This is a genomic window from Pseudomonas sp. LBUM1647 (genome assembly GCF_059716175.1).
Genome location: NZ_CP166809.1, coordinates 1,643,667 through 1,669,942, shown reverse-complemented (window position 1 = coordinate 1,669,942; position 26,276 = coordinate 1,643,667). Strand labels below are relative to the sequence as shown.

The following is a 26,276-nucleotide window of genomic DNA, read 5'->3' as shown; positions in this document are numbered from 1 at the left end:
GAACCTGCGGTCGCAGGTTCTGTTGACTATCTGATAGATGGACCTAAGACATGATGCTTGACGTCGAGCGTCTCGATGAGACGTGCATAAAAAAACTGGCCAACGAAGAAGTCCTCGCCATCCGCGTCAAAGGTTTGTTGCCCAAGGCGCTGGCGATTCAGATTGGCGACAAGATCCTCGCCCCGGGCTTCGAAGGCTATATCAATGCGCCGAGCATCGGTCGCATCGGCATGGCGTTTTATGAAGCCGAAAACCAGCCGCTGCTGATCGAAGATTATTTCGAACGCGCCACCCGCAACATTGCGGAATTACGCAACCGGTGTGCGCCCTATTCGTCCCCCGTCGACACCCTGCGCTGCATGCTCGACGAGTCCTGGCCGGCGGGTGCGCACCTGGAAAATCTCTACGGTCGCAAGATGTATGTCGGGCTGTCCCGGGTGGTGAAACCCGGGATCTGTTTTCTGGCCCACCACGACATTTTCGCCAAGGACGCCCCGGACAGTTACCAGGCCAAGAGCCTGGAAGCGCAGTTCGCCTGCAATGTTTACCTGAACATGCCCGCCGAAGGCGGTGCACTGCAGATGTGGGACCACGACATCTCCCCGGACCAGTTCGACGAAATGCGTGGCGACAGTTACGGAATCGATCCGGCTCTGCTCGGGACTCCGACCCTGGAGATTCTTCCCGAGCCGGGTGATTTCATCATGTTCAATTCGCGCTGCATGCACTCGGTGACACCGGGTGTGGCTGATCCGCGCTTGAGCCTTTCGTTCTTTGTCGGCTATCGCGGCAATGCTTCACCCCTTACTTTCTGGAGTTGAGATGCTTTCGAATTACCTGGGCGAGTTTCTGGCGCTGGCAACTATCCACTTTCTGGCCGTGGTTGCACCCGGACCGGACTTCGCAGTGACCATCCGTCAGAGCGTACGTTTCGGTCGACTGGTCGGGATTTGCACGGCGCTGGGCATCGGCGCGGGCATTTCCGTGCATGTGCTTTACACCTTGCTCGGCGTCGGCGCGCTGATGCACACGACACCTTGGCTGCTGACGGTGGCCAAGGTTGTGGGTGGCGCTTACATTTTGTACCTCGGTGTCAGCCTGTTGCGCAGCAAACCCAAGACCGTACTGGAAGGCGACAAGCCTGACGAACCGGTCGTAGAACAAACGTTGCTGAAGGCATTTACCACCGGCTTCCTGACCAACGCGACCAACCCGAAAGCCACACTGTTTTTCCTGGCGATCTTCACCACCATCATCAGCGCCACAACGCCACTGAAGATCCAGGCGCTTTACGGAATCTGGATGTGTTTTGTGAATGCGCTGTGGTTTGTGATCGTCGCGCTGTTCTTTTCCAGTGCTCGGGTACGCCTGCTGTTTATGCGCATGGGGCACTGGTTCGAACGCACCATGGGGGTGATTCTGATCCTGTTCGCCGGGCGCCTGATTCTGTCGATGTAAAACCTTCGCCCATGCAAAAGGCCCGCTCAGTCGACTGGCGGGCCTTTTTCGTTTCCGCGTCGCTTTTGCATTTCTGTGCGACAGATCTCACTTCAGGGACTCCCGTACTGCTCACTCGTGGTGTTAGTTTGGGAACGTTTTCTTGCCCCATCGATCAGAAACTTCTCACAAACGCCTGCAAAGGAATGCCCCCCGCAATGAATTTCTCACTCAAGTACCTGGCCGCGTCGACCCTGATACTGGCCAGCCTTTCGTCGTTCACCCTGACCGCGCACGCTAACATCACCCCGCAACAGAGCGCGGCCATCCTCAAGACCTTCAGCGACGCATCGGTAACGGATTTCAGGCAGTTCCTGGGAGGCCTGGCCAAAAGCGACCTTGGCAAAACCGACGACCTCGGCCCGGCCATCAGTGCCTTTCTCGACAACAAGACCCTTTCCCCCGAACAGCAGAACGAGATCCATCGCCTGCTCGGCCTCTATGCACGCGTTAAGTACGGCAGCGCCGCCACCGAGACCCTGCGCGAGCTGGTGGCCATCCCGACCTTTCGCGTGGACGGTGTTGCCCAGCACGACAATCCCGAATTCATCAAGATCGCCGACAAGATCAAGGGCCTGGCCCAGGCCTTCAATCTGAACTTCCGTAACATCGACAATCGTGTCTATGAAATATCCCTCGAAGGCAGTGGCGATGAAGTCGTGGGCATTCACGCCCATGCCGACGTGGTACCCGTGACACCAGAAAACTGGGTCCTGAAAGACGGCACCAAACTCGATCCGTTCAAGGTCACCCTGATCGGCGACCGCATGTATGGCCGCGGCACCGAGGATGACAAGAACGGCATCGTGGTGGCGCTCTATGCCATGAAGGTCATCAAGGAAGAGAAGCTGCCGCTGGCCAGGAATTTCAAGTTGCTGGTCGACACCACCGAAGAAACCACCGGCGACGCCATCCCCTATTACTTCGAAAACAACCCGACACCCAACTACAACCTGGCGCTGGATGGTGGCTACCCGGTGGTGATCGCCGAGAAAGGCTACGGCACTGTCATGGCGAACTTCGCCAAGCGCAAGGCAGAGGGCAAGGGCGCTGAAATCATCTCGATGACCGGCGGCATGGCCACCAACCAGATTCCCTCGACTTCCGTTGCCATCCTGTTGAGCGACAAGCCCGCTGAATTGGCCGCCAGTTTGCAGAAGGCCGGGGCTGATTATGCCAAGCGCAATGGCGGCAACTTCGACGTGACCGCCAAGGTCGATGGCAAGGACGTCAAGCTGACGGTCACCGGCGTCTCCGCCCACTCCTCCGAGCCCGAGTCCGGCGTCAACCCGGTGGCCAGGATGCTGGAGTTCATCAACAGTCTCGACGGCAAGGTCGCGCTCAAGCACAACCACATCACCGACGCCGCCCGCTACGCTGCCGACAACTGGGGGCTGGATTACCTGGGTGGGAAATTGGGGGTCGGTTTTTCCGATGCCTTCATGGGACCGCTGACCGCTTCCCTGACCTATGTCGGGATGGACGATAAAGCCTTCAAGCTCGCAGTCAACCTGCGGGTACCGAAAGGTAAGTCCCCGGAAACGCTCAAGACCGAAATTGCCGATAAGCTTGGCGCCTGGAGCAAAAAGACCCACGTTGCGGTGGCCTTCGACTACTCGATTGCCGAGCCGATGTATCGCAATCCTGAAGGTGAGTGGGTCAAGGCGTTGCTGGCTGTGTCCACTGAAAACCTGGGCATGGAACATAAGTTCGGCTCTTCCGCCGGCGCCACCTCGGTGCATGAGCTGCCCAATGGCGTGCAATTCGGCCTGGCACGGCCCGAGGTCAAGTACACCGGCCACACTGACAACGAGTTCAAGACCGTCGACCAGTTCCTGCTGGACCTGCAGATCGTGACGGAGATGATGGGGCGCATCGGGCAGTTGCCGAAACTCTGATGTTCTTTCGGACCCGCTGTTCAGGCGGGTCCGATGGGTTGATTCCAACACAAACAAAAAAAGGACCTCTTAAGGTCCTTTTTTATGGATTACACACAAACAAAAACGCCGCTCATTGCTGAGCGGCGTTTTCGTTAAATATGGAGCGGGAAACGAGACTCGAACTCGCGACCCCGACCTTGGCAAGGTCGTGCTCTACCAACTGAGCTATTCCCGCAAATGGCGTCCCCTAGGGGACTCGAACCCCTGTTACCGCCGTGAAAGGGCGGTGTCCTAGGCCACTAGACGAAGGGGACACGCTAACTGAAACACATGGTGTGTATTTCAGTGCCCAAATCCGCATCCGAAGATACCGGTTCTGGTTTCACTCAGCCCTGCCCGAAAGCAACACTGTTTAAAATTGGAGCGGGAAACGAGACTCGAACTCGCGACCCCGACCTTGGCAAGGTCGTGCTCTACCAACTGAGCTATTCCCGCATTGGCGTCCCCTAGGGGACTCGAACCCCTGTTACCGCCGTGAAAGGGCGGTGTCCTAGGCCACTAGACGAAGGGGACACACGTACAACATTCACTCCCTACCGCGTTTCGCTGTGTGCTTTACGCTGTAAGTGGCGCGCATTCTATGGATGGATTGAGGGGTCGTCAACCCCCAGATATAAATTTATTTAAATCAATGACTTCGCCCTGCTTTGAGACACTAATCCGGCATTTCCGTCGCCCGGCGTTTGACGCCTATATTCTGACACCCGCCAAGACGTTATAGTCCACCCACGCCAAAGATGATGGCAATGTGCACCTCGCACGCTATTACTTATATAAGCAGGAACGCGGCCGATACAGGCAGTGCAGTAGCCGATTCAACTCGCCGAGCGGCGCTATGCGTCCCCATGCCAAGCCACTACACTCGCACGCGAACCCCATAAAGAGGTCTTACCGGTGACACCACTCATGATCACCCTGCTAGTCGTAGCCGGGATCGCACTATTGATCGCCATTGGCTACATGAACCATGTGGTGGAAAACAATAAGCTGGAAAAGGCCCGCGCCAAGGTTGAGCTCAACGATCGTCTGCGTCGTTGCGGCGAAATCACCGAGACCTTCCCCGGCCAGTTGATGACACCGGCACTCAAGCTGCTGTTGACCCGTCTGGAACTGAACGTCTGCCAACGCCTGCTCCATCTGGAAAAAACCAGCTCCAACCTCAAGGCACGGATCGGCGAACTGAGCGCCCTGGTCGGCCAGGGCGAATCGATCCCGGTCAACAACCCGCCGGCACCGATCCAGACCGAAGCCAAAGCCAAAGACGTACGCTTCCTGCTCGAAGCCCTGCACGGCCAAATCACTCGCGCTGCACAGGACGGCTTCCTGCCGACCAACGAAGCCAAACGCTGGATCCGCGAAGTTCGCCACATCCTGGTCCTGCTGCACATCGAATTCTTCAACAATCTTGGCCAGCACGCCCTGCAACAGAACCAGCCCGGCCAGGCCCGCCTGGCATTCGAACGCGGCGTGCAATACCTGCGCAAACAACAGGAACCCCAGGTCTACGCCGAACAGCTGGAATACCTGGAAAAACTCCTGGCTCGCGCCAACGCACAAGTCATGGACAACATCGCCCCGGTAGAAGGCGAAGTGAACCAGCTGACCGAAGGCCTCAAAGACGTCGAGGCCGATGCGGACTGGAAGAAAAAAGTGATCTACGACTGATCTACAAAAAGTAGAAAAGCCACCTAGACAGGTGGCTTTTTTTTGCGTTGAGTTTGATGGGGAGCACACACAGAAAAGATAGGTCGGCCGGTAGGCCGCCTCGGACCGCTTTTGATCTACCCGCCCCTTCGGGAGGCTGAGTGGAGGTGTTCATCCGGGGAGTGGCGCGCAGCGCCGTTCGACGCAGTCGAACACGCTGCATGTAGGTCGTCGCGAAGCAGACCGGAGGGCAGTGTCCCCGGATGGATACCGGAACGAAGGAACGCCGAGCCTAAGCGAGGGGCCGGACGCTCGGGGCGAGCCTTTTTTTGCTTACTTTATTTTGGCGTTTGAAAAAAAAGTGAGTCGCCGTAAGGGCGAAACCCTAAGTGGCCGTTACCGCAGCAACGGATATGTACCCAATCAAAAATCAGAGCCGAAAGTGCCCCACCATCCCCTTCAACTCAACCCCCAACTGCGCCAACTCAATACTGGAAGCCGCATTCCCCTGCATCGCTAACGAAGACTGATCCGCACTGGCCCGAATACTCGTGACGCTGCGATTAATCTCCTCGGCCACTGAACTCTGCTCCTCGGCAGCCGCTGCAATCTGCTGGTTCATCTGCTGAATCAATGACACTGCCGCCGCGATACTCCCCAGCGCACTCTCAGTCTGCAACGCATCACTCACCGCCAGCTTCACCAGCTCGCCACTGTTCTGAATCTGTTGAACAGAAGACTGAGCCGCCGAGCGCAAGGCGCTCACCAGTCGTTCAATCTCCTCGGTCGATTGCTGAGTGCGCTTGGCCAGTGCCCGCACTTCATCGGCCACCACCGCAAAGCCCCTGCCCTGCTCGCCGGCTCGAGCCGCCTCGATCGCGGCGTTGAGGGCCAACAGATTGGTTTGCTCAGCCACACTCTTGATGACGCTCAGCACCGTACCGATGTTCTGGATCTCGGCACTCAAACTTTCGATGCTCGAACTGGCCGAGGTGGCGGAATCCGCCAACTGTTCGATCCGCGCCATGCTCTGGCGCACCACCTGCTGACCACTTTCAACCTTGCCGTCGGCCGTCTGCGCCGCCTGGGCAGCCTCCTCCGCGTTACGCGCAACGTCGTGCACGGTGGCGGTCATCTGATTCATCGCGGTAGCAACCTGTTCGGTTTCTTCCTTCTGGCTGCTGACTTCAAGGTTGGTCTGCTCGGTCACCGCCGACAGCGACTGCGCCGAACTGGCCAACTGTTCGATACCCGCCTGCAAACCGCTGACAATACTGCTAAGCCCCGCGCCCATCTGCTGCATGGCCTGCATCAGCTGCCCGATCTCATCACGACGGGTCACTTCAACCGTTGCACTCAAATCGCCAGAGGCAATCTGTTGAGCAACACGGATCACACTGCGCAGCGGTGCCACGATCAACCGGGTAATCACCCAGGCCGCAATCAGCCCGACCAGCAGCGCCAGCGCCGAGGAACCGATGATCAGCAGCGAGTTCTTTTTCAGCTCCGCCTGCATTGACTGGTCTTCGGCGACATAGGCCTGATCCACCCGCGCCACCACCTGAGCGGCGCGCTGATGCAGCTGCTCATAGACCGTTTTTTCCTGCGCCAGCAGGCCGGTGTACTCAGCGAGTTTTTCGCTGAATCCGCCAATGTGTCCGACCACTTCATTGAGGACCGTCTGGTAACCCTCATCCTTGACCGTGGTTTTCAGCTGCTCGGCCTGGGTCAGTGCCTGGTCGGCCTGCTCGATCTTGCCCTGCCCTGCGCTGTCGTCGCCCTTGCGGCTCAGGTCCAGGCGCACACGCGCTTCGTTCATGGCTTGCAACATCAACCGCGACACCTGGCTGACCTGATTGGCCTGTTCGATAAACTGACCACCGTCCTTGCCTTCGGACTCCTTCAAGGTATAAGCGCCGTCATCGGCCAGCCCGGCCTGCAACACGTCGAGGTTATTGGCCACGCTGGACACCGACCAACTGGCCATTTCCAGTGCCAGGTCCTTGGCCTGGCTGAGCGAGACGAACTCGTCAAAGGCCTTGCGGTAAGCCCCCAGGGACTGCTCGACGTCATTCATCACCGGCACGTTGGCCGCAGACGCCGCTTTCAACTGGGTTGCCAGGGCGATCAGGCCGTCAACGCCCTCGTGCAGGGCATCGGCGGTTTTCGGATTGCCGTGCAAGGCGTATTCCTGCTCGAGCAGTCTCACCTTGAGCAAACCGCTGTTGAGCGACGACATCTGCTTGAGCCCGTCGAAGCGCTGGCTGATGGTTTGCAGGGACCATACGCCGATGGCCGCCACCAAGGCGGTCAACAGCAGCACCAGTACAAACCCGACACCCAGTTTTTTCGCCATACCGAGGTTGGCAAAACGTCCTTGCACGGCCGAAATCATTGCACTTAGTCCCCTGACATAGTCTGTTGACGCAGATTCGCAACGGGCCTGTGTCAACACAAGTCTCTGGCGTCGGAATAATGGCAAAAAGCTACGCTCACGTCGTTTTCAGAACGCTTGAGGTCGATCCAGAGCGGTGGCCTGAAAAAACGCCCGGGCTCGCGGATCACAGGCATAGGCCACATTGATACGCTGCCAGTCATTGGCCTCTGCGGTGGGACTGAATGCCGTCGCAGAAGACAACAGGACACCGAAGCGCTGGGCTTGTTTGCGCACCTGAGCGTAGTCGGACATCCGCGATCGCGCCCAGATGAACAGGCCTCCGACCGGCTTGCCGAACACCTCCCACTCGGCGTCTTCAAGCACTTGCAACGCCGCCTCCCTGTCACTGCTCAAACGCTGGCGCTGGCGCTGGACCAATTTGCGATAGGCGCCGCTGGCCAACAGGCTGGCCAACACCGACTCGCAAAACCGTGAAGCGCCCATGCTGCTGATCATCTTGACCTCGGCCAGTTGCGAAATAACCCCGGCGCCGGCCACTACAAAACCGACCCGTAACGAACTGCTGAGGGTTTTGGAGTAGCTGCCGACGTAGATCACGTTGTCATCGATACCTAACGCAGCGAGGCGCGTACCGGGGCCGCTGTGAAAATCCGCATAGACATCGTCTTCGATTACCAGAAGGCCATAAGTTTTGGCCAGTTGCAGAACCCGCTGCGCCACCGCCGGCGCCAGGCTGCTGCCAGTGGGATTGTGATAGAAGCTATTGATGAAGATCCCGCAGGGCCTGTACTTAACCAGCAGCGCCTCAAGCGCTTCAACGTCCGGCCCGCGCGGGGTTCGCGGCACCTCGATCATGCTGATCCCGTGCAGCCTGAGCAAATCGAACAGCAAGGAATAACCGGGATTCTCCACCACCACGCAATCACCCGGCTTGAACAAGGTCCGCACGATCAGGTCCAGCCCCTGACTGGCCCCCGCCGTTGTCAGGATCCGGCTTTCCTCCACCACGATATCCAGCTGTTTCAGCCGTTTGTGAATCTGCTGGCGCAAGGCTGGCAGGCCCAGCGGCGTGCTGTAGTTGAACAGGCCGGCCATGTCGGAGCGACTGACCTGACGGATCGCGTAGCTCAGGTCGTCAGTTTCGCGCCAGCTCTCGGGCAGTCCGCCGCACCCCAGTTTGAGTTCGCCCGAGGTGCCGCCCTGCTTCACTTCTGCCCCCTCGAACCGGGGGCAATCCTGTTGCCCCTGAGCGGCCAGCGCTGGCATGGCGACTATGAAACCGGCGCCATGACGCGACGCGAGCACCCCTTGAGCCACCAGACGCTCACAGGCCTCAACGACGCTGGACTGACTGAGCAAATTGATCCGGGCGATTTGCCGCACAGAAGGCAAACGCGTCCCCGGCGGCACCTCGCCACGACGGAGCCAGCTGGCTAACGCGTCGACGATTTGCTGTACGACCGGCACCAATGCCTGTCGATCGATTCTCAACTCCATGAGCAAGCAAACTCCTGTCCGTTTTGCGGGAAACAGTTAATCACAGGATCGGCCGATCAGCTGTGCGACAACGCCCCCAAAACCCTCAGTTCTAACCATTTGAAACACATTGCCCCGGCACCTTTAAGGAACCGAAAAAAAACCCGCACAAATGCGGGTTTTTTCCTACGTTGCAGTGCCTGGTTTCAGAACGCCGTAACGCCACCGTCCACCGCCAGCGAATGCCCCGTGGTGAACGCTGCGCCGTCACTGCACAGGTACAGCACCGCACTGGCAATTTCCTCGACCTTGCCGATGCGCCCGACCGGGTGCATGGCATTGGCGAACTCACCTTTCTTCGGGTCGGCTTCATAGGCACGGCGGAACATGTCGGTGTCGATCACTGCCGGACACACCGCGTTCACCCGAATCTTTTTCTTGGCGTATTCGATAGCCGCCGACTTGGTCAGGCCGATCACCGCATGTTTCGACGCCGCGTAAATACTCATCTTCGGCGCAGCCCCAAGGCCAGCTACCGATGCGGTGTTGACGATCGCACCGCCGCCCTGGGCCAGCAGTAATGGCAACTGATACTTCATGCACAACCAGACGCCTTTAACGTTGACGCCAATGATCGCGTCGAACTCATCGACCGTGCCTTCGGCCAACTTGCCTTTCTCGATCTCGATGCCGGCATTGTTGAAGGCATAGTCGAGACGGCCGTAGGTATTGACCACCTCGTCCATCAGATTTTTTACATCGCTTTCCAGCGTGACATTGCAGCGCACGAAGGTGGCTTCACCGCCAGCTGTACGAATCAGCGCTACCGTGCCCTCACCACCCGCCGCGTCCAAGTCGGCCACTACCACTTTCAAGCCTTCAGCAGCGAATGCCTGGGCGGTCGCGCGGCCAATGCCATTGGCAGCGCCCGTCACCACGGCGACCTGGCCAGAAAACGTCATGCTCATTGTTATGTCCTCGAAGAGAAGATGCGGGGGATCGCGTATTCTCAATCTAGCCACAAGGGCCCGCGGTGCGGCAGCACTATCAGGAGGCCGGTTGGGTGCCCATGAGTAACAGTGATAAAACCGCCGGTTTGACTATCACTGCACTGGATCGATGTGCATTCGCCGCATCAGCCAAACTTGCGGCATCGATCATGAAGGTCTATCAACAAGGCTTCATTCATCTTGAGTGCCTGTCATGACAACCCAGACCAATCGCCAGTTCCTGCTCGCCAAACGTCCGGTGGGCGCGGCAACCCGCGAGACCTTTACCTATCAAGAAGTGCCAGTCGGCGAACCGGCTGCGGGTCAGATTCTGGTCAAAAACGAATACCTGTCCCTGGACCCGGCCATGCGTGGCTGGATGAACGAGGGCAAGTCCTACATCCCGCCGGTCGGTATCGGCGAAGTGATGCGCGCATTGGGCGTAGGCAAAGTCGTTGCCTCGAATAATCCGGGCTTCGTGGTCGGGGACTACGTCAACGGTGCCCTGGGCGTGCAGGATTACTTCCTCGGCGAGCCACGAGGTTTCTACAAGGTCGATCCGAAACTGGCGCCTCTGCCCCGCTATCTGTCGGCGCTGGGCATGACCGGGATGACCGCCTATTTCGCCCTGCTCGATGTCGGCGCGCCAAAGGCTGGCGACACCGTGGTGCTGTCGGGCGCGGCCGGCGCAGTGGGCAGCATTGCCGGGCAGATCGCCAAGATCAAAGGTTGCCGCGTCATCGGCATTGCCGGGGGCGCGGACAAGTGCCAGTTCCTGATCGACGAACTGGGTTTTGACGGTGCCATCGATTACAAAAACGAAGACGTCCACGCCGGCCTCAAGCGCGAATGTCCGAAAGGTGTCGATGTGTATTTCGATAACGTCGGCGGCGATATCCTCGACGCGGTGTTGAGTCGCCTGGCCATGAAGGCGCGGGTGGTGATCTGTGGTGCCATCAGCCAGTACAACAACAAGGAAGCGGTCAAAGGCCCGGCCAACTACCTGGCGTTGCTGGTCAACCGCGCCCGGATGGAAGGCTTTGTGGTGATGGACTATGCCGCGCAGTTCGCCGCCGCCGGACAGGAAATGGCCGGCTGGATGGCCAAGGGGCAACTCAAAAGCAAGGAAGATATTGTTGAAGGACTGGAGACGTTCCCGGAGACGCTGATGAAGTTGTTCAGCGGCGAGAATTTCGGGAAGTTGGTGCTGAAGGTTTAAAAGCCGTAAAACAAAAGATCGCAGCCTTCGGCAGCTCCTACACGGGATCCCATTCCCCTGTAGGAGCTGGCGCAGCCTGCGATCTTTTTACGCCAGTTCGGCAACCACAGCTGCCAACGCCTTGGCCGGATCCGCGGCCTGGCTGATCGGACGGCCGATCACCAGATAATCGGAACCGGCATCCAGCGCCTGACGCGGCGTCAGAATGCGGCGCTGATCGTCCTGGGCGCTGCCCGCTGGACGAATCCCCGGGGTCACCAGTTGCAACGACGGGTGCGCAGATTTCAGGGCCTGGGCTTCCATAGCCGAACAAACCAGACCGTCCATCCCGGCTTTTTCCGCCAACGCGGCCAGGCGCAACACTTGCTCCTGCGGCTCGATATCCAGACCTATACCCGCCAGGTCTTCACGCTCCATGCTGGTCAGCACGGTCACGCCGATCAGCAGTGGTTTCGGACCGGTGCGCTGGTCGAGCACTTCGCGGCACGCGGCCATCATGCGCAATCCACCGGAGCAGTGCACATTGACCATCCACACGCCCATCTCCGCAGCCGCCTTGACGGCCATGGCGGTGGTGTTCGGGATGTCGTGGAACTTGAGGTCCAGGAACACTTCGAAACCCTTGTCACGCAGGGTGCCAACGATTTCCGAAGCGCAGCTGGTGAACAGTTCTTTACCGACTTTGACCCGGCACAGCTTCGGGTCCAACTGATCGGCCAGCTTCAGTGCGGCGTCACGGGTGGGGAAATCCAGGGCGACGATGATAGGAGTCTGGCAGGCGGACATGAGTGGGCTCTCAGGCAGGTCGAAATCGGCGCGCATTGTAGCGGAACCAGCGCCTCTGCGGGACCCGATGATCGGTAATTCGTCGAGGCGGCTCAAGCAAGACTAGCCCTTGCACCCATTGTGTCGAGTCAGATACACACATGACACGCCTGCAACACCCTTCAACGTTACCTTCGGCAGCCGCAACACGTCCTACAGCACTTCCCGCCTCCGGGCCGGACGCCTATGCTGAAACCACAACCTCGCAGCCCATCTTTGTGGTTGGCAGCCTACCTGGCAGATGAACGCACGCATGCACAACCTCCACACACCTGTGAACGACGATCAAAAAGCGCCCGGCGACGACAAACGCTGGAGCATTCGCGCCCTGATCGTCGACGATGACGTCCCGATCCGCGAATTGATGATCGACTATCTGGCCCGGTTCAACATTCACGCCAGCGGCGTCACCGATGGCGCCGCGATGCGCCTGGCGCTGCAAGCGGAGCATTTCGACGTGGTGGTGCTCGACCTGATGCTGCCCGGCGAAGACGGTTTGTCACTGTGCCGCTGGCTACGCGCCGAATCGGACATCCCGATCCTGATGCTCACTGCCCGCTGCGAACCCACCGACCGGATCATCGGCCTGGAACTGGGTGCCGACGATTACATGGCCAAGCCGTTCGAACCGCGAGAATTGGTGGCGCGCATCCAGACAATCCTGCGCCGGGTACGCGACGATCGCACCGAACAACGGGCGAACATCCGTTTCGACAACTGGCGCCTGAACAGCGTGCTGCGCCAATTGATCGCCGCTGATGGCCTGGTGGTGCCGCTGTCCAACGCCGAGTTCCGTTTGCTCTGGGTGTTCATCGAACGTCCGCGCCGGGTACTCAGCCGCGAACAATTGCTGGATGCTGCTCGCGGTCGCTCGATCGAAGCCTTTGATCGCAGCATCGACTTGCTGGTCTCGCGCCTGCGCCAGAAACTCGGTGATGACCCCAAAGCCCCGCAACTGATCAAAACCGTTCGCGGTGAGGGTTATCTGTTCGACGCCAGAGACATCGGCTGATGCGTGCGCGCTTCGATACGCTCTTCGGCCGCCTGTTTGGCATGCTGCTGGTGGCGATCATCCTGGCGCACTTGTTGGCGTTTTTCTGGTTTCACTATTACGGCCCGCCGCCGCCCCCTCCGCCGCCGGGGTTTTCCGAAAACTTCGACGGACAGCGCCCGCCGATGGACCCGCGCTTCGGAAATCGGCCACCGCGGCCGTGGTTCGGCGGCCCCTTGGTGCCGCTGACCTTTCAGCTGGTCTCGCTGATCATCGCCGCCTGGTACGGCGCCAAACTGCTGAGCCGGCCGATCCAGCGCCTGAGCGATGCGGCCGAGCGACTGAGCGAAAACCTCGACAGCCCGCCTCTGGATGAGTCCGGCCCACGGGAAGCACGGCAAGCGGCACACACCTTCAACAAGATGCAGCAACGCATTCGTGAACAAGTGCAGCAACGCTCGCGGATGCTGGGCGCCGTCTCCCACGACCTGCGCACGCCGTTGTCGCGGCTCAAGCTGCGGCTGGAGCAGATCGACGACAACAAGCTGCAAGGCCAGATGCGTCAGGATCTGGACGACATGATCAGCATGCTCGACGCCACCCTCACCTACCTGCACGAGCAGCGCACCAGTGAGGTCCTGCAATGGATGGACGTGCAGGCGCTGGTCGAATCCCTGAGTGAAAACGCCCAGGACCAGGGCGCCGATGTGCTCACCAGCGGCCACTGCGCACCGTTGCAAGTGCAGCCGATGGCCTTGCGTTCGTGCATCAACAACCTGCTGGACAATGCCCTGCGTTATGCCGGGCAGGCCATGATTACGCTCGAAGACACGCGCGAAACCCTGGTGATCCGGGTCATCGACCATGGGCCGGGTATTGCGGCGGATAAACGTGAAGCTGTGTTCGAGCCGTTCTTTCGCCTGGAAGGTTCGCGCAACCGCAACTCCGGCGGGGTCGGGCTAGGCATGACCATCGCCCGCGAGGCGGCCGAACGCCTGGGCGGACAGTTGAGCCTGGAAGAAACGCCCGGTGGTGGTTTGACCGCCGTTATACGGTTACCTCGATCCGTGTAGCAGCTGGCGAAGCCTGCGTTCGGCTGCGCAGCAGTCGTCAATTTTCCTCCTCGATAAATCTGAAAGAACGCAGCGCTTGATTTCACGACTGCTTCGCAGCCGAACGCAGGCTTCGCCAGCTGCTACAGGATCCGTCGTGCTCTGTGTACCGTTCGGTACAAACCTCACATACCCGCGACAACTTGCCCCTTGAGGCTGCATAAGCCGGTGCACCCACCGGTTATCCATTCCAAGGAGTGAGCGCAATGATCGGTAGCGTCAGCAGTTACACGAGCTATACCAGCACCAGTAGCACCACAACCAGCTCCGCCCGCAGTCAGCAATTTCAGAAAGAATTGCTCGCCAAACTCGACAGCAACAGCGATGGCGCGGTGGATCAGGATGAACTCAAGAGCGCCCTGTCGCAGAAAACCGACGACGGCCTACTGGTCAGCCTAAGCCAGAATTTCGCCGACCTGGACAGCGACGAAAGCGGCAGCCTGAGCAGCGAAGAAATGGCCGCGATGGCCCCGCCACCGCCACCGCCACGGGACCAGGCACCGAACACCGAACTGGCTGACGCGCTGATCAGCGCCCTGGACGCCGACGGTGACGGCGCCATCAGCAGCGATGAACTGAGCAACGGCCTGGCCAACGCCGGCAGCAGCGCCGACAGCACAGAAATCTTCTCGGCTCTGGACAAGAACGAAGACGGCTCCGTCAGCCAGGACGAACTCGCCGCCAGCCTCGCCCCTCCTCCGCCGCCACCTCAACAAGTGTCCAGCGAGGAACTGTTCAGCCAGCTCGATGCGGACAGCGACGGCAGTGTCACCGCCACCGAACTGACCAGCGCGTTGCAGACCAGCAGCACCTCATCGACCGGCACCGATACCAGCGCTGCGTTGCTCAAAGTGCTGGATAGCGACAGCAGTGGCGGCGTCAGCAGCGACGAGTTGAAAGCGGCGTTACAAGCCGGCCGCGAGCGAAACACCGACAGTTCCACCGATCAGTCGAACGTGACCGAAGCCCTGAACAAAATGATCGCCAACCTGAGCAAGCAGTACTCGCTCGACAACGTGGCGACCGTGGGTAAATACCTGAACGTCGCGACCTAAGTCAAAAGCATCGCGAGCAGGCTCGCTCCCACAGTTGATCTGCATTGATCACATAATTTGTTATCGATACAAAATCAATGTGGGAGCGAGCTTGCTCCGGGCGGCGTTCCGACGAAGAGGCCCTAATCTCCAACAAAAATCTCAGGGCCGGCGATCCTCAACCCGAGCCTGACTCTTGCTCCAGTCGTTCAGCAAGCTGTAGGCCACCGCCAACAACGTCGGGCCGATGAACAAGCCAATAAACCCGAAGGCAATCAGCCCGCCAAACACCCCGAGCAGGACAATCACCAATGGCAAATTACCGCCCCGGCTGATCAGGTACGGTTTGAGCACGTTGTCGACGCCACTGATGATGAACATCCCCCAAATTCCGAGAAACACCGCCATCCCGTACTCACCCTTCCAGGCCAGCCAGGCCGTGGCCGGAATCCACACCAGCGGCGGCCCCATCGGGATCAGGCTCAACAAAAACGTGACGATCCCCAACACCAGCGCCCCGGGCACCCCGGCAATCAAAAACCCGATCAACGCCAGAACCGCCTGGGCCGCCGCCGTCCCGATCACGCCGTTCACCACCCGCTGCACCGTGCCCGCCACCAATTCAATGTAATACCCGGCACGGTCACCAATCAGACGTTCCAACAACCCATGAACAAACGCCGCCAGACGCGGCCCGTCACGGTAGAAAAAGAACACGAAGACGATACTCAACGTCAGCTCAAGTATCCCGCCGCCAATCTGCGCACTGCGCGCCAGCAACCAATTGCCGACCTGGCCCAGATAAGGTTTGACCGCCAGCATCATCGCCGCGCCCTGCTGATCGATGCTGTTCCAGACTCCCACCAGCCGCTCGCCCACCAAGGGAATACTGCCCAGCCAGGTCGGCGCTTCCGGCAGCCCGTCCACCTGCACATCCTTGATGAACGCCGTGGCATCGCGCACATGGTCCGCGAGGTTGAACCCCAGCCAAACCAACGGCAACGCCACCAGCAACATCCAGCCCAGCGTCAGCACTGCGGCCGCCAGAGATTCGCGACCGTTGAGCAAACGCGTCAGCAAACGCATCAGCGGCCAACTGGCAAACGCCAGCACCGCACCCCAGAACAGCGCCGACCAGAACGGCGCCATCACCCAGAAGCTCGCGCCAAACAGCACCAGGAGCAGGATCTGCACCAACAGCCGATCGTTATTGATCATCTAAATCTCGAAAAAAGTCAGTCCGCAAAAGAGTAGGCGAACGTAGCTTGTACGTTCGCCTGATAAAGCTTATCGCAACAGTTCGATGTGCAAGCCAGCACCTTCGACGCTACCCGCTTCCATCCTGGCGGTACGCACACCCTGCCCGATCAGTGCCTGTCGCCAGGCTTCGGCCTTCGGCCCGGAAACACTGACCCGCAACGTGGTGTCCAGATTCAGCCCACGAGAGATCAGGCGCAACCAGGTATCGTCAGGATCGCCGGTCAATTTGGGGAAATCGAGTTCACCGGTGCTTTTGAGCTCTCGAAGCAAGGTTGCAGAAGTCGGCAGCAAGTCACCCAGCGGCGCGGCGGCGTCAAACTGTTCGACGTGCAGATACGCTTTTCGATTGCCGCGCGTGATGCTGTAAAGCGCCACCAGCGTGTTGTCCTGTGGGGCCGCCAGGCGCAACAGCAAATATGCTTGCTGATCATCAGCGCCATAAAGCTTGGCATTGCCGAAGACATCATTGGCCCACAGGCTGCTTTCACCGCAATCACGGGCCTGGCACCAGAACAGCAACTGGGCGTCCTGCTTCTGCAAGGCTTCACGCGCGGCGGTGAAGGCCTCGGTGGAGGAATGCTCCGGTGGCAACTCGTAGGTTACCGAAGTGGTTTGCCCTCGGGCAGCGACCTGGCCGTCAAAGCGCAACTGGCCGCTGATTTTGCGGATCGAGCCCAGTGGATAGATCCGCTCAAGTTCGGCGACCGGACGATAGTCAACGATCTGCGCATCGGCCATACGCGGCACGATCGGCAGGTCCTGACTGCCCGGGACATCGGCGGCAAATAACAGCGGACTGAAGCAACACAGCGCCAGCAGACTGAATGAACGCATGGATAGACTCATCGGATCAGCATGGCCTGGGCACCCTTGATGATACTGGCGTCATCGATGCGCTCAGGCACCAGCAAACCGCGCTGTACCGCCGGACGCGCCTCCATGGTTGCCATCCAGCGCTGCAGGGCCGGCAAACCGTCGACCTCGACACCGGACCACTCATGGCCACGGACCCACGGATAAGTGGCAATGTCGGCAATGCTGTATTCACCGGCCAGAAACTCCACGGCTTGCAGGCGCGTGTCGAGCACTTCATAGAGGCGGCGGGTTTCATGTTGATAGCGATCGATGGCGCCCTGGAGTTTCTCCGGAAAATAACGGAAAAACACGTTGGCCTGACCCTGCATCGGGCCGATTCCACCCATCTGGAACATCAGCCATTGCAAGACCACTGAACGCCCCTTGGGGTCTGTTGGCAGCAGTTTGCCGCTCAGTTCAGCCAGGTAAATCAGGATCGCGCCGGATTCAAAGACGGCGAAATCGCCGTTGGCGCGGTCGACAATCGCCGGAATCCGGCCATTGGGATTGATCTTTAGGAAGCCCTCGGACTTCTGTTCCTTTTTGTCGAAACTCAAGGCGTGCACCGTGTAGGGCAGGCCGAGTTCCTCGATCACGATAGAGACCTTGTGGCCATTCGGGGTCGCAGCGGTGTAGAGATCTATCATGGTTGTCTCCCATTTCAACCCGCCCAGCCTCGACAGTTGCCCGGCGCAAGTCAAGGAACGGCGAACAACCGATTGAAACAGTCTGCGACAAGGTCGGCGCCGGGTTCGTCATTCAGGTGTAAATGATGGCCGCCAGGCAGCTGTTCACGGCTAAAGGGTAGACGCTCCAGCAACTCGGGATGTTTGGCGAGCATGCCGTCGGCAGCCACCACCAGTTTTGCAGGACAACTGACTCGCTGGACGAAGGCCATCGCCTGTTCGGTGGTCAGACGCAGCGGCGACGGTAAGGTCAGGCGGTTATCGGTGCGCCAGGTATAACCGCCCGGCACCGGCATCAATCCACGTTGGGCCAGCAGTTCTGCGGCTTCGCGACTGACAGCGACCAAGCCTTTCATGCGCGCCTCGATGGCCCGGTCGAGGGTGTTGTAGACCGGTTTGCGCTTCTCCCGCAAATCCAGCTGCGCTTGCAGGGCCATGCCCATCCGTTCGGCAGCGTTTTCGCCTTTGTCTGTAGGAGGAATGATGCCGTCGATCAACGCCAGATGGGTCACCCGCTCCGGCAACGAACCGGCCAGCACCAGCGAAACGATCGCGCCCATGGAATGCCCCAGCAGCCCAAAGCGCTTCCAGCCCAATTGCTCGGCCACTTGCAGCACGTCATGGGCGTAGTCCCACAGTGCGTAACCGGCACCGGTCGGCCGATGCCCGGAATGACCGTGACCGGCCATGTCCAGCGCGATGATGCGCAAGCCTTTGAGCTTCGGCGCCAGCCGGGCGAAGCTGTTGGCGTTGTCCAGCCAGCCATGCAAGGCGATCACCGGCATGCCGTCTTCGGGGCCGAACAAGTGCGCTGCCAACTCGATGTGCGGCAAGCTCAGGCGAACTTCTTCAACGACGTTGCTCATGCGCAATCCTGTTGGCGGCGACCTTCCCAACGGCTGAACAGATTCTTCAGCAGCGTGGCCGTGTCCTGGGGACGTTCGAGGGGAAACATGTGGCCGCCAGGCATGGTCAGGGACTCGCCCATCGGCAAGCGCCCCACGAGGCTTGCGTGATGACGCATCACCACCCGGCTCTTGTGCCCCCGAACCACCGCCAGCGGCACTTTCAGTTGCCGTGTGCGGCCGGGACTGGTGTGCGGAACGCCACGGTAGATACTGATTTCCGTGGCCGGGTCGAAGCGCAGGCGCAACCTGTCACCCACCTTGTGCAAGCCGTGTTGCAGGTAAGCGTCGAAGCATTCCGGGTCGAAACTGCGAAACAGGGTTTTGCCAGCGAAATAGAGTCGGGCCGCTTCCAGATCGGCGAACTCTTCCCGACGTCCCAACGTACGGCCGGCCGGGGTCAGGCGATCGATGAAACCGAAGCGTTTGGCAGCGCGGATCACCCATTGATCAGCGCGGGTCAGCACCGGCGAATCAAGCATCACCACGCCGCGATAGAGCTCGGGGCAGCGCAACGCCGCGTGCAGATGCAGCACGCCACCGAAGGAATGGCCGACGCCCCACACCGGTTCCGGTTGTTGCTTGAGGTGATGAATCAGCTCGTCCACCAGGTTGTACCAGTTGTCGTCCGCCGGAAAACGCGGGTCGTGGGCGTGCTGCTGCAGATGCGTCACCTGATACTCGGGCGCCAGCGCCGCGAACAACTTGCCGTAGGTGCCCGAGGGAAAACCGTTGGCGTGGGCGAAAAATATCTGTTGCGACATACCGGTGATCCATCAACGAAAACAAGGGTTGATTGTCCGTAAGACGACGTCCTACAGCAATGACCATAACTGCCAGGAATGGTGGTAAGGGATGTCGCGAGATCAAAAGATCGCAGGCTTCGCCAGCTCCTACAGGATGTACGCAGTTAAATGTAGGAGCTGCCGCAGGTTGCGATCTTTTGATTTTGAAACATCAACGCCCCGGCGGATTCTCACCCAATGGCACCACCGCCATGGTCAACCGCGACACACAACTGGCCTTCCCCTCATCGCTGGTCAAACGGATATCCCAGACATGCGTCGTGCGGCCAATGTGAATCGGCTTGGCCAACGCCGTGACCCGCCCACTGCGCAAGCCGCGCAAATGGTTGGCGTTGATTTCCAGGCCCACGCAGTAAAACTTGCTGGCGTCGATGCACAGGTAACTGGCCATCGAGCCGACCGTTTCGGCCAGCACCACCGAGGCGCCGCCGTGCAGCAAGCCGTAAGGCTGGTGAGTGCGATGGTCGATGACCATGCTCGCGGTCAGGGACTCGTCGTCGAAGGCTTCGAAGCGAATATCCAGTACTTCGCCGATGGTGTTTTTCTGGATTGCGTTCAACTGCTCGACGTTGGGAGTGGTACGCCACAGACTCATTGTTGCTTTCCTTTGTTGGTTTTATTCGTGACTCAATCCTGCCACAGCACCGCTTCACTGCGCTCGCTCCATTCTTCGAAGCGGGCACCGTAGGCCGCTTCGATCACGTTACGTTTGATCTTCAGGGTCGGCGTCAGAAAGCCGTTCTCCACCGCCCAGCTGTCCTTGACCACCACCAATCGATGCAAGCGTTCGTGTTTGTCGAGGACGCCGTTGACCTCCTCCAACAGTTTTTCCAGGCTTGAATGCAGGCCCGCCCGCGCCGTTCCGCTGGCGTCCTGCTGACCGACCGCCGAGAGCACGCACAAACCCAGCGGTGCACTCAGGCCATCACCCACCACGCACACCTGCTCGATGCGCGAATGCTCCGCCAGACGATTCTCGATCGGTGCCGGGGCGACGTATTTGCCTTTGCTGGTCTTGAATATTTCTTTCAGTCGCCCGGTCAGGCGCAGGTTGCCTTCGGCGTCTTCCTCACCCTTGTCACCGGTGCGCAGGAAGCCGTCCTCGGTAATGGTTTCAGCGGTTTTCTCAGGCTCCTTGAAGTACCCGAGCATGGTTGCGCCGCTGCGCACCATGACCTCCCCCGACTCAGCGATCCGCACCTCGACCTCCGGGCAGGGCTTGCCGATCCAGCCGGGTTTGTTCTGACCCGGCAGGCCAACGTGCGAATAGCCGCAGCTTTCGGTCATGCCGTAGACCTCCAGCACATCCAGCCCCAGTTTGCGGTACCACAGCAGCAAGGTCTGCGGCACTGGCGCGGCGCCGGACAAGGCGATGCGCAAGGCATCCAGCCCAAGCCCGGCCAGGACTTTGTGGCCAACCCGCTTGCCGATGATTGGCAGGCCGAGCAGGAAGTCGAGGCGCTTTGCCGGGATCTTGCTGTACACGCCCATCTGGAATTTGGTCCAGATCCTCGGCACGCCGAACAGCGCGGTCGGTCGGGCACGGCGCAAATCGGCCAGGAAGGTGTCGAGGCTCTCGGCAAAAAACACCGTTTGCCCGGTGTAGATCGACGCCAGTTCAACGAACATCCGCTCGGCGACATGGCACAGCGGCAGGTAGGACAGCAGCCGATCCGACTCATTCAAGCCAAACAACTGCGTGCCGCGAGTGGTGGCAAACCCCAGATTGGCGAAACTGTGCATCACGCCTTTGGGCATGCCGGTGGTGCCGGAGGTGTAAATGATGGTCGCCAACTGGTCGGCGGACGGCTTGGGATCGTCCTGGATCGGTGAGCTCTTTTGCAGGTCGGCCCAGCTGTAGTCGAAAGTACCAGGCGGATGCAACGGCAGGCTGATCGTTGGCAGATCAGGGCTGACCCCGCGAGACATTCCAGGCCAGTCATCGAGTTTTCCGATGAACACCAGCGCCGCTTCGGAATGTTCAAGGACCTGGGCCACGGTCTCGGCGGTGAGGTTCGGGTAGAGCGGCACCGACACGTGGCCCGCCATCCAGATTGCCAGGTCGGCGATGATCCAGTGCGCGCAGTTTTTCGAGATCAGAGCGATGTGGCTGCCTTGGGGCAATTCGCGCGCGCGCAACCAATGCGCAGCGCAGCGAGCCTGATGCCCGACGTCTTCCCAGGTCAGCGTTTCGACCTGTCCGTCGCCCACGGGCTGGACCAGAAAGCGCTGACGGGGATGACGGGCCTCGCGCTCGTAGAAAACGTCCAGCGGCAAACGAAAAGCAGCAGGCATGCGACTCGCTCCTTTATTTCTGGTCTGGAGCAAGCGTAGTCAACCAAGCAGTTGCTTGGTTAATTATTTGTCGGCAAAAACAAGATCAAAAGATCGCAGCCTTCGGCAGCTCCTACAGGGGAATGCGAAACCCATGTAGGAGCTGCCGAAGGCTCGGGCCGCGTTCGGACGATCTTTTGCTTTCAAGGGTGCTTGATGCCCTTGAGCTTCATCGCGCCGGCCAGCGGCAAGTCGCCTTCCAGCTCCGCAAGGCCAGCGGTGCGGACCGCTTCCGGGTCCTGCACATGTCCATGCTGAAGGTAACCCAGCAAGTTGCCCACCAGCGGGTTATGACTGACCAGCAACGCGTGATCCACAGACACCAACTGCTCCGCCACCGCTTGCGGGCGGTTGTCGGGTGTCAGCCATTCGACAGTGCGAATCTCCGGCGCGAAATTCAGCGCTGCACGCACAATCTCTGCCGTCTCCTGCGCTCGCAGGTAAGGACTGGCATAAATTGCAGTGAGCGGCTTACCGATCAACTCTGCCGCGGTGCGCAACACCTCTTCACGACCCTTGACGGTCAGGGTCCGCTCGGAGTCCGGGCGAGTACCGTGTGGCTCGGCTTCACCATGACGCAGTATCCAGAGTTTCATAGCTTGGGCTCCTCATCTCGGGCCGGATGTGGTGCAGGCGCCACGGTGTGCGGAGCTTCACCTTCCGGTGTACGCGGCGTCGGCCAGTCGGCGAACGGCCAGGGCTTCTGGTCACTGTGGAAACTGCCGAATCGACCGATCTGCGCCAGAAACTGGCTCAGGCTGTCGCCGAAATTCATCAGGCTGGCGCTTGGGGCGCCATAGATCAAACGATAGATCAGTTGAACCAATACCACGGCGCCAAGGATGAATTGCGCCACTTGCCAGACAAGCACATAGACGATCATCCACAACACTCGCAGCAGGATGGATTCGTACTTGTCCTCTGTTTTCGGATCGTTCATGTCTCGCTCTCCCTGATGCCTAGTTGAAACCACTGGTGGAAATAAAGTCGACGTCGGTTTTCGGCTCGGCACGCATCAATAGACCGATCACCTGCTCCAGCGTGCGCCCTTCGAACAGGATGGCATGCAGCCCGGCGACCAGCGGCATGTACACGCCCACCTCCTGAGCCTTGGCCTTGAGCACCTTGAGGGTGTTCACGCCTTCAGCGACTTCGCCCAGGCGCGTCACTGCATCTTCCAGGCTCAAACCCTGGCCGAGGGCGAATCCGACCTGGTAGTTACGGCTTTTCGGCGACGAGCAGGTGACGATCAAATCGCCGACGCCCGCCAAACCGAGGAAGGTCATCGGGTTGGCGCCCTGATTCACCGCAAAGCGGGTCATTTCCGCCAGCGCCCGGGTGATCAACATGCTTTTGGTGTTTTCACCCATGCCCAGCGCCACCGCCATGCCGGCAATGATCGCGTAAACGTTTTTCAGCGCACCGCCCAACTCCACGCCGAAGCGGTCGGCGCTGGCGTACACGCGAAAGGTCCGACCGTGCAACGCCTCCTGGACCCGCAGGCAGAGTTCTTCGTCTTCGCTGGCGACCACCGTGGCAGTCAGCGCGTGTTCGGCGATTTCACGGGCCAGGTTCGGCCCGGACAGCACGCCGATGCGCGCTTGCGGGGCGATCTCTTCGAGGATTTCGCTCATTAACTTGAAGGTGTGGGCTTCGATGCCTTTGGTCAGGCTCACCAACAATTTGCCGCTCAAACGTTCGGCGTGCGGCATCAATACCGAGCGCAGCGCGCTGGACGGCAGTGCGACGAAGCACAGGTCGCAGGCTTGCAGAGTGGCCAGCAGATCGGTAACCGCTTCCACGGCCGGCAGAATCTTGATGCCTTTGAGGTAACGCGGGTTCTCGCGATTGACCCGAATGGCCTCGGCCTGCTCAGGGTCACGCATCCACAGCCGGACCTGATGCCCGTTCTCGGCCAGCAGGTTAGCCACGGCGGTACCAAAACTTCCGCCTCCCAGGACCGCAATTGGGCGCTGTTCAGTCATATGCAATCCGTTAATCCATACCAGTGGCGATGTCGGCATTATACGGAGCGGCCCAGTGGCGGCCAGCCCCCGCATCAATTACCGACACTTGTAGGAAGAAGACCAAGAAAACCGAGGAAAATGCCCACAACGTGACTGGAAAAGTCATTGCGCTCGGTTAACATGCGCGCCAATTGTTCGCTATCAAGGATGTGTTGTGTCGTTTGGCTCCCCTTCACCTCGCTCGCCGCTGGTACTGGCGCTGATTTTCAGCTCGCCATTGCTCGCCGACGACTTGTTCCTCGACAGCGAGCCGCTGCCGCAAGTATTGACCGCGACGCGACTCAAGCAGTCGCCGGCCGCGGTACCGGGGAGCATGACGGTGATCGACAGCGAACTGATCAACGCCAGTGGCGCCCGGGACATCAGTGAGTTGCTGCGACTAGTGCCGGGAATGATGGTTGGCAACATCAACGGCAACCAGGCGGCGGTGAACTATCACGGCACCAATGCGACCGAAGCGCGACGCCTGCAAATGTTGATCGACGGCCGTTCGGTGTACCGCGCAGGCCTGGCCACGGTGGACTGGAGTGACATTCCGGTGGCCCTGGAAGACATCGAACGCATCGAAGTTTTCCGCGGCCCGAACACCGTCAGCTATGGCGCCAATGCGCTGATGGCGGTGGTCAACATCATCACGCGCAACCCGGCCAACAGCCACGGCACGCGAATGAAGGTCACCCGTGGGCAGCGCGGTATCGACGACTTTTACGCCAGCCAGGGCGTGGGCTGGGACGGCGGCGACCTGCGCCTGTCACTGTCCGGCCAGCAAGACGACGGCTTCGACTCGGACCGCAATGGCGCCGACTACCGCGACAGCCGCCGCTTGAACCGCTTCAACCTCGCCGTCAGCCAGACGCTCACTGAAAACCAGAGCATCGACTGGCAATTGAATGCCAAGGACGGGAGCAACCAGCGGCCGTATACCTACCGCCCGGTCTTCTCGGGGATTACCGCTGCGGGGAACAATTCTGACGTCATCGCCAAGGACTATGCCGGCTCGCTGCGCTGGAACCTCGACATCAATCCCGATCACAGCCTTTACATCCAGGGTTCGGCGCAGCACTGGGATCGTCAGCAGACCTGGCGTGCCTGCGATGCCGAGGTCTCGTTCAGCCCGCAGTTGACCGAGCTCTGGCAGCTCAACCCGAATTACACCGAACGCCTGGCGCGCAACATGGAGCGCTACACCGGCCCCGGCGCGCCCGCAGGTGACCCAGCCCAACGCGCATTGGCCAATCAAGTGCTCGACCAATGGCGAAACGGCGCCCGGCAAACCCTCTGTGGCGATATTGACCAGAGCACCCGGGAATCGCGCTACGACCTCGAATTACAGGACACCCTCAGCCTGTCCGACAGTCTGCGGCTGGTCAGCGGCATGAACTATCGTTACGACCGGGCAGATTCCGAGACCTACTTCAATGGCACCCTCGACGACACCACCTGGCGGGCGTTCGGCCAACTCGAGTGGCGCGTCACCGAGCATTGGTTGCTCCAAGGCGGTGCGATGTTCGAAGACACGCAATTGATCGGCAGTTCGCTCACCCCCCGGGTGGCGGTCAACTACCTGATCAACCCGCGCCATGGCCTGCGGGCGGTGTATTCGGAAGCCATCCGCTCGCCGGACATGTTCGAGAACAACGTCAACTGGAGCTATCAGGTAAAGAACCTGCGGCCCAGCGCCTATGGCCAGTCCAGTGCCCGTTATTTCGTCAAGACCCGTGGCCCCGGCGACCTCGAACAGGAACACATGCGCTCCCGGGAGCTGGGCTATAACGGCTACTTTGCCGAAGTGGGGCTGGCGGTCGATGTGAAGCTGTTCTACGACGAAATCACCGGGATGATCAGCGAACCGCTGCGCAACAATCAGTACATCGCCAGCAACTCAAACAGCGCGCGCTTCTCCGGGGCAGAAACCCAGCTCGACTGGAGAATCAGCAGCGCCGATCGCCTGCGCCTGACGTATGCCTACGTCGATGCCGAGGCGAGCAACCCGCAGGATGCACAACAGACTGCTCGAAACAGCGGTTCCGCCGGTTGGCTGCGCAACTGGGGCCATGGCTGGAACAGCGCGCTCTTCTACTATGGTGACGATGCCCTGAACGGCTACCGCTTCGAACGGGTCGACACGCGCATCGCCAAACGCATCGGCCTGGGCAAGGCCAGCCTGGAACTGGCCGGTGTGCTCCAGCAACGCCTCGACAGCCAGCCCACAACCTTCGTCGACAACAACTACGACGAGCGCCGGGTGCTTTACTTCAGCGCAGAGCTGGCGTTCTAA

Annotated in this window: 24 protein-coding genes, 4 tRNA genes and 1 pseudogene; 10 read left to right on the top strand and 19 right to left on the bottom strand. The window is 59.9% G+C overall.

The window, feature by feature from the left end:
- Positions 1-50 precede the first annotated feature (50 nt).
- The 3 genes from ACA059_RS07545 (at position 51) to ACA059_RS07535 (ending at position 3,395) form a co-directional block, all read left to right on the top strand.
- On the top strand, positions 51-821 hold the full coding sequence (locus tag ACA059_RS07545; protein WP_497633285.1) for a 2OG-Fe(II)-dependent halogenase WelO5 family protein: 771 nt from the start codon (positions 51-53) through the stop codon (positions 819-821).
- Position 822: 1 nt separating this feature from the next.
- The gene (locus ACA059_RS07540) at positions 823-1,458 is read left to right on the top strand and encodes a LysE family translocator (RefSeq protein WP_033056907.1); all 636 of its coding nucleotides are present in this window, start codon (positions 823-825) and stop codon (positions 1,456-1,458) included.
- 197 nt (positions 1,459-1,655) lie between these two features.
- The gene (locus ACA059_RS07535) at positions 1,656-3,395 is read left to right on the top strand and encodes a dipeptidase (protein WP_497633284.1); all 1,740 of its coding nucleotides are present in this window, start codon (positions 1,656-1,658) and stop codon (positions 3,393-3,395) included.
- Between the two features lie 141 nt (positions 3,396-3,536).
- Here ACA059_RS07535 and ACA059_RS07530 read toward each other — a convergent pair.
- The 4 genes from ACA059_RS07530 to ACA059_RS07515 all read right to left on the bottom strand — a co-directional run bounded on the left by ACA059_RS07530 (position 3,537) and on the right by ACA059_RS07515 (position 3,950).
- Positions 3,537-3,612: transfer RNA gene (locus tag ACA059_RS07530), tRNA-Gly, on the bottom strand.
- 3 nt (positions 3,613-3,615) lie between these two features.
- Positions 3,616-3,691 (bottom strand) — tRNA-Glu (locus tag ACA059_RS07525).
- 105 nt (positions 3,692-3,796) lie between these two features.
- Positions 3,797-3,872 (bottom strand) — tRNA-Gly (locus ACA059_RS07520).
- A 2-nt stretch (positions 3,873-3,874) separates the two neighbouring features.
- Positions 3,875-3,950: transfer RNA gene (locus tag ACA059_RS07515), tRNA-Glu, on the bottom strand.
- 393 nt (positions 3,951-4,343) lie between these two features.
- Between ACA059_RS07515 and ACA059_RS07510 the strand changes: the two genes are divergently transcribed.
- Positions 4,344-5,102 carry a hypothetical protein gene (locus tag ACA059_RS07510; RefSeq protein WP_497633283.1) on the top strand — a complete coding sequence of 253 codons (759 nt, stop codon included), beginning with the start codon at positions 4,344-4,346 and terminating at the stop codon, positions 5,100-5,102.
- A gap of 409 nt (positions 5,103-5,511) precedes the next feature.
- Here the strand turns inward: ACA059_RS07510 and ACA059_RS07505 are convergent, their stop codons facing one another.
- The 4 genes and pseudogenes from ACA059_RS07505 to ACA059_RS07490 form a co-directional block, all read right to left on the bottom strand.
- A complete protein-coding gene (locus tag ACA059_RS07505; protein ID WP_375154723.1) occupies positions 5,512-6,375 on the bottom strand; it encodes a methyl-accepting chemotaxis protein in 864 nt (287 codons plus the stop codon).
- Positions 6,373-6,597: pseudogene (locus ACA059_RS07500) on the bottom strand (HAMP domain-containing protein); the annotation flags it as partial. The pseudogene ACA059_RS07500 and the gene ACA059_RS07505, both read right to left, overlap by 3 nt.
- A 987-nt stretch (positions 6,598-7,584) precedes the next feature.
- Positions 7,585-8,976 (bottom strand): aminotransferase-like domain-containing protein, encoded by a 1,392-nt coding sequence (locus ACA059_RS07495; RefSeq protein ID WP_497633282.1) that lies wholly within the window; start codon positions 8,974-8,976, stop codon positions 7,585-7,587.
- A gap of 185 nt (positions 8,977-9,161) precedes the next feature.
- Positions 9,162-9,923, bottom strand: coding sequence for an SDR family oxidoreductase (locus ACA059_RS07490; RefSeq protein WP_497633281.1), 762 nt, complete (start codon positions 9,921-9,923; stop codon positions 9,162-9,164).
- A 101-nt stretch (positions 9,924-10,024) separates the two neighbouring features.
- Here ACA059_RS07490 and ACA059_RS07485 point away from each other — a divergent pair, with 101 nt between their 5' ends.
- Both ACA059_RS07485 and ACA059_RS07480 read left to right on the top strand, forming a co-directional pair.
- Positions 10,025-10,162 carry a hypothetical protein gene (locus ACA059_RS07485; protein ID WP_497633280.1) on the top strand — a complete coding sequence of 46 codons (138 nt, stop codon included), beginning with the start codon at positions 10,025-10,027 and terminating at the stop codon, positions 10,160-10,162.
- Positions 10,159-11,163 (top strand): NADP-dependent oxidoreductase, encoded by a 1,005-nt coding sequence (locus tag ACA059_RS07480; RefSeq protein ID WP_497633279.1) that lies wholly within the window; start codon positions 10,159-10,161, stop codon positions 11,161-11,163. Before ACA059_RS07485 ends, ACA059_RS07480 begins: the two co-directional genes overlap by 4 nt.
- 87 nt (positions 11,164-11,250) lie before the next feature.
- On the opposite strand, the gene pyrF is transcribed toward ACA059_RS07480, so the two are convergent.
- Complete coding sequence (gene pyrF, locus ACA059_RS07475) at positions 11,251-11,949, bottom strand: orotidine-5'-phosphate decarboxylase (protein WP_178122744.1); 699 nt, start codon at positions 11,947-11,949, stop codon at positions 11,251-11,253.
- A 292-nt stretch (positions 11,950-12,241) separates the two neighbouring features.
- On the opposite strand from pyrF, the gene ACA059_RS07470 reads away from it, so the two are divergent.
- From ACA059_RS07470 to xopAW, 3 genes are all read left to right on the top strand, one after another.
- A complete protein-coding gene (locus ACA059_RS07470; RefSeq protein WP_497633278.1) occupies positions 12,242-13,000 on the top strand; it encodes a response regulator in 759 nt (252 codons plus the stop codon).
- On the top strand, positions 13,000-14,052 hold the full coding sequence (locus ACA059_RS07465) for a sensor histidine kinase (protein ID WP_497633277.1): 1,053 nt from the start codon (positions 13,000-13,002) through the stop codon (positions 14,050-14,052). Before ACA059_RS07470 ends, ACA059_RS07465 begins: the two co-directional genes overlap by 1 nt.
- Before the next feature lie 245 nt (positions 14,053-14,297).
- Positions 14,298-15,146, top strand: coding sequence for a XopAW family type III secretion system calcium-binding effector (xopAW, locus tag ACA059_RS07460; protein WP_497633276.1), 849 nt, complete (start codon positions 14,298-14,300; stop codon positions 15,144-15,146).
- A 141-nt stretch (positions 15,147-15,287) separates the two neighbouring features.
- Here xopAW and ACA059_RS07455 read toward each other — a convergent pair whose 3' ends face one another.
- From ACA059_RS07455 to ACA059_RS07410, 10 genes are all read right to left on the bottom strand, one after another.
- Positions 15,288-16,343, bottom strand: a complete 1,056-nt coding sequence (locus ACA059_RS07455; RefSeq protein ID WP_095132397.1) for an AI-2E family transporter — start codon at positions 16,341-16,343, stop codon at positions 15,288-15,290.
- Positions 16,344-16,412: 69 nt separating this feature from the next.
- Positions 16,413-17,219: a DUF4892 domain-containing protein gene (locus tag ACA059_RS07450; protein WP_497633275.1), complete on the bottom strand. Its 807-nt coding sequence runs from the start codon at positions 17,217-17,219 to the stop codon at positions 16,413-16,415.
- 8 nt (positions 17,220-17,227) lie between these two features.
- Positions 17,228-17,887, bottom strand: a complete 660-nt coding sequence (locus tag ACA059_RS07445) for a glutathione S-transferase family protein (RefSeq protein WP_497633274.1) — start codon at positions 17,885-17,887, stop codon at positions 17,228-17,230.
- Positions 17,888-17,937: 50 nt separating this feature from the next.
- A complete protein-coding gene (locus tag ACA059_RS07440; RefSeq protein ID WP_497633273.1) occupies positions 17,938-18,792 on the bottom strand; it encodes an alpha/beta hydrolase in 855 nt (284 codons plus the stop codon).
- Positions 18,789-19,595, bottom strand: a complete 807-nt coding sequence (locus ACA059_RS07435) for an alpha/beta fold hydrolase (RefSeq protein ID WP_497633272.1) — start codon at positions 19,593-19,595, stop codon at positions 18,789-18,791. Before ACA059_RS07435 ends, ACA059_RS07440 begins: the two co-directional genes overlap by 4 nt.
- A gap of 193 nt (positions 19,596-19,788) precedes the next feature.
- A complete protein-coding gene (locus tag ACA059_RS07430) occupies positions 19,789-20,232 on the bottom strand; it encodes a hotdog fold thioesterase (RefSeq protein WP_497633271.1) in 444 nt (147 codons plus the stop codon).
- Positions 20,233-20,264: 32 nt separating this feature from the next.
- Positions 20,265-21,932 carry an AMP-binding protein gene (locus ACA059_RS07425; RefSeq protein ID WP_497633270.1) on the bottom strand — a complete coding sequence of 556 codons (1,668 nt, stop codon included), beginning with the start codon at positions 21,930-21,932 and terminating at the stop codon, positions 20,265-20,267.
- Positions 21,933-22,114: 182 nt separating this feature from the next.
- Positions 22,115-22,567 (bottom strand): phosphohistidine phosphatase SixA, encoded by a 453-nt coding sequence (gene sixA / locus ACA059_RS07420; RefSeq protein WP_497633269.1) that lies wholly within the window; start codon positions 22,565-22,567, stop codon positions 22,115-22,117.
- Entirely contained in the window at positions 22,564-22,911 is a 348-nt protein-coding gene (locus ACA059_RS07415; RefSeq protein ID WP_008148033.1) for a DUF4389 domain-containing protein, read from the bottom strand. The genes sixA and ACA059_RS07415 overlap by 4 nt, the downstream gene beginning before the upstream one ends.
- A 19-nt stretch (positions 22,912-22,930) precedes the next feature.
- Positions 22,931-23,956, bottom strand: coding sequence for an NAD(P)H-dependent glycerol-3-phosphate dehydrogenase (locus ACA059_RS07410; protein ID WP_497633268.1), 1,026 nt, complete (start codon positions 23,954-23,956; stop codon positions 22,931-22,933).
- 196 nt (positions 23,957-24,152) lie between these two features.
- Here ACA059_RS07410 and ACA059_RS07405 point away from each other — a divergent pair, with 196 nt between their 5' ends.
- Entirely contained in the window at positions 24,153-26,276 is a 2,124-nt protein-coding gene (locus ACA059_RS07405; RefSeq protein WP_497633267.1) for a TonB-dependent receptor plug domain-containing protein, read from the top strand.

Coding starts and splice junctions, on each gene's coding strand:
- ACA059_RS07545 (WP_497633285.1), top strand. CDS start 51: ATGATGCTTGACGTCGAGCGTCTCGATGAGACGTGCATAAAAAAACTG.
- ACA059_RS07540 (WP_033056907.1), top strand. CDS start 823: ATGCTTTCGAATTACCTGGGCGAGTTTCTGGCGCTGGCAACTATCCAC.
- ACA059_RS07535 (WP_497633284.1), top strand. CDS start 1,656: ATGAATTTCTCACTCAAGTACCTGGCCGCGTCGACCCTGATACTGGCC.
- ACA059_RS07510 (WP_497633283.1), top strand. CDS start 4,344: ATGATCACCCTGCTAGTCGTAGCCGGGATCGCACTATTGATCGCCATT.
- ACA059_RS07505 (WP_375154723.1), bottom strand. CDS start 6,375: ATGGGCGCGGGGCTTAGCAGTATTGTCAGCGGTTTGCAGGCGGGTATC.
- ACA059_RS07495 (WP_497633282.1), bottom strand. CDS start 8,976: ATGGAGTTGAGAATCGATCGACAGGCATTGGTGCCGGTCGTACAGCAA.
- ACA059_RS07490 (WP_497633281.1), bottom strand. CDS start 9,923: ATGAGCATGACGTTTTCTGGCCAGGTCGCCGTGGTGACGGGCGCTGCC.
- ACA059_RS07485 (WP_497633280.1), top strand. CDS start 10,025: ATGAGTAACAGTGATAAAACCGCCGGTTTGACTATCACTGCACTGGAT.
- ACA059_RS07480 (WP_497633279.1), top strand. CDS start 10,159: ATGACAACCCAGACCAATCGCCAGTTCCTGCTCGCCAAACGTCCGGTG.
- pyrF (WP_178122744.1), bottom strand. CDS start 11,949: ATGTCCGCCTGCCAGACTCCTATCATCGTCGCCCTGGATTTCCCCACC.
- ACA059_RS07470 (WP_497633278.1), top strand. CDS start 12,242: ATGCACAACCTCCACACACCTGTGAACGACGATCAAAAAGCGCCCGGC.
- ACA059_RS07465 (WP_497633277.1), top strand. CDS start 13,000: ATGCGTGCGCGCTTCGATACGCTCTTCGGCCGCCTGTTTGGCATGCTG.
- xopAW (WP_497633276.1), top strand. CDS start 14,298: ATGATCGGTAGCGTCAGCAGTTACACGAGCTATACCAGCACCAGTAGC.
- ACA059_RS07455 (WP_095132397.1), bottom strand. CDS start 16,343: ATGATCAATAACGATCGGCTGTTGGTGCAGATCCTGCTCCTGGTGCTG.
- ACA059_RS07450 (WP_497633275.1), bottom strand. CDS start 17,219: ATGCGTTCATTCAGTCTGCTGGCGCTGTGTTGCTTCAGTCCGCTGTTA.
- ACA059_RS07445 (WP_497633274.1), bottom strand. CDS start 17,887: ATGATAGATCTCTACACCGCTGCGACCCCGAATGGCCACAAGGTCTCT.
- ACA059_RS07440 (WP_497633273.1), bottom strand. CDS start 18,792: ATGAGCAACGTCGTTGAAGAAGTTCGCCTGAGCTTGCCGCACATCGAG.
- ACA059_RS07435 (WP_497633272.1), bottom strand. CDS start 19,595: ATGTCGCAACAGATATTTTTCGCCCACGCCAACGGTTTTCCCTCGGGC.
- ACA059_RS07430 (WP_497633271.1), bottom strand. CDS start 20,232: ATGAGTCTGTGGCGTACCACTCCCAACGTCGAGCAGTTGAACGCAATC.
- ACA059_RS07425 (WP_497633270.1), bottom strand. CDS start 21,932: ATGCCTGCTGCTTTTCGTTTGCCGCTGGACGTTTTCTACGAGCGCGAG.
- sixA (WP_497633269.1), bottom strand. CDS start 22,567: ATGAAACTCTGGATACTGCGTCATGGTGAAGCCGAGCCACACGGTACT.
- ACA059_RS07415 (WP_008148033.1), bottom strand. CDS start 22,911: ATGAACGATCCGAAAACAGAGGACAAGTACGAATCCATCCTGCTGCGA.
- ACA059_RS07410 (WP_497633268.1), bottom strand. CDS start 23,956: ATGACTGAACAGCGCCCAATTGCGGTCCTGGGAGGCGGAAGTTTTGGT.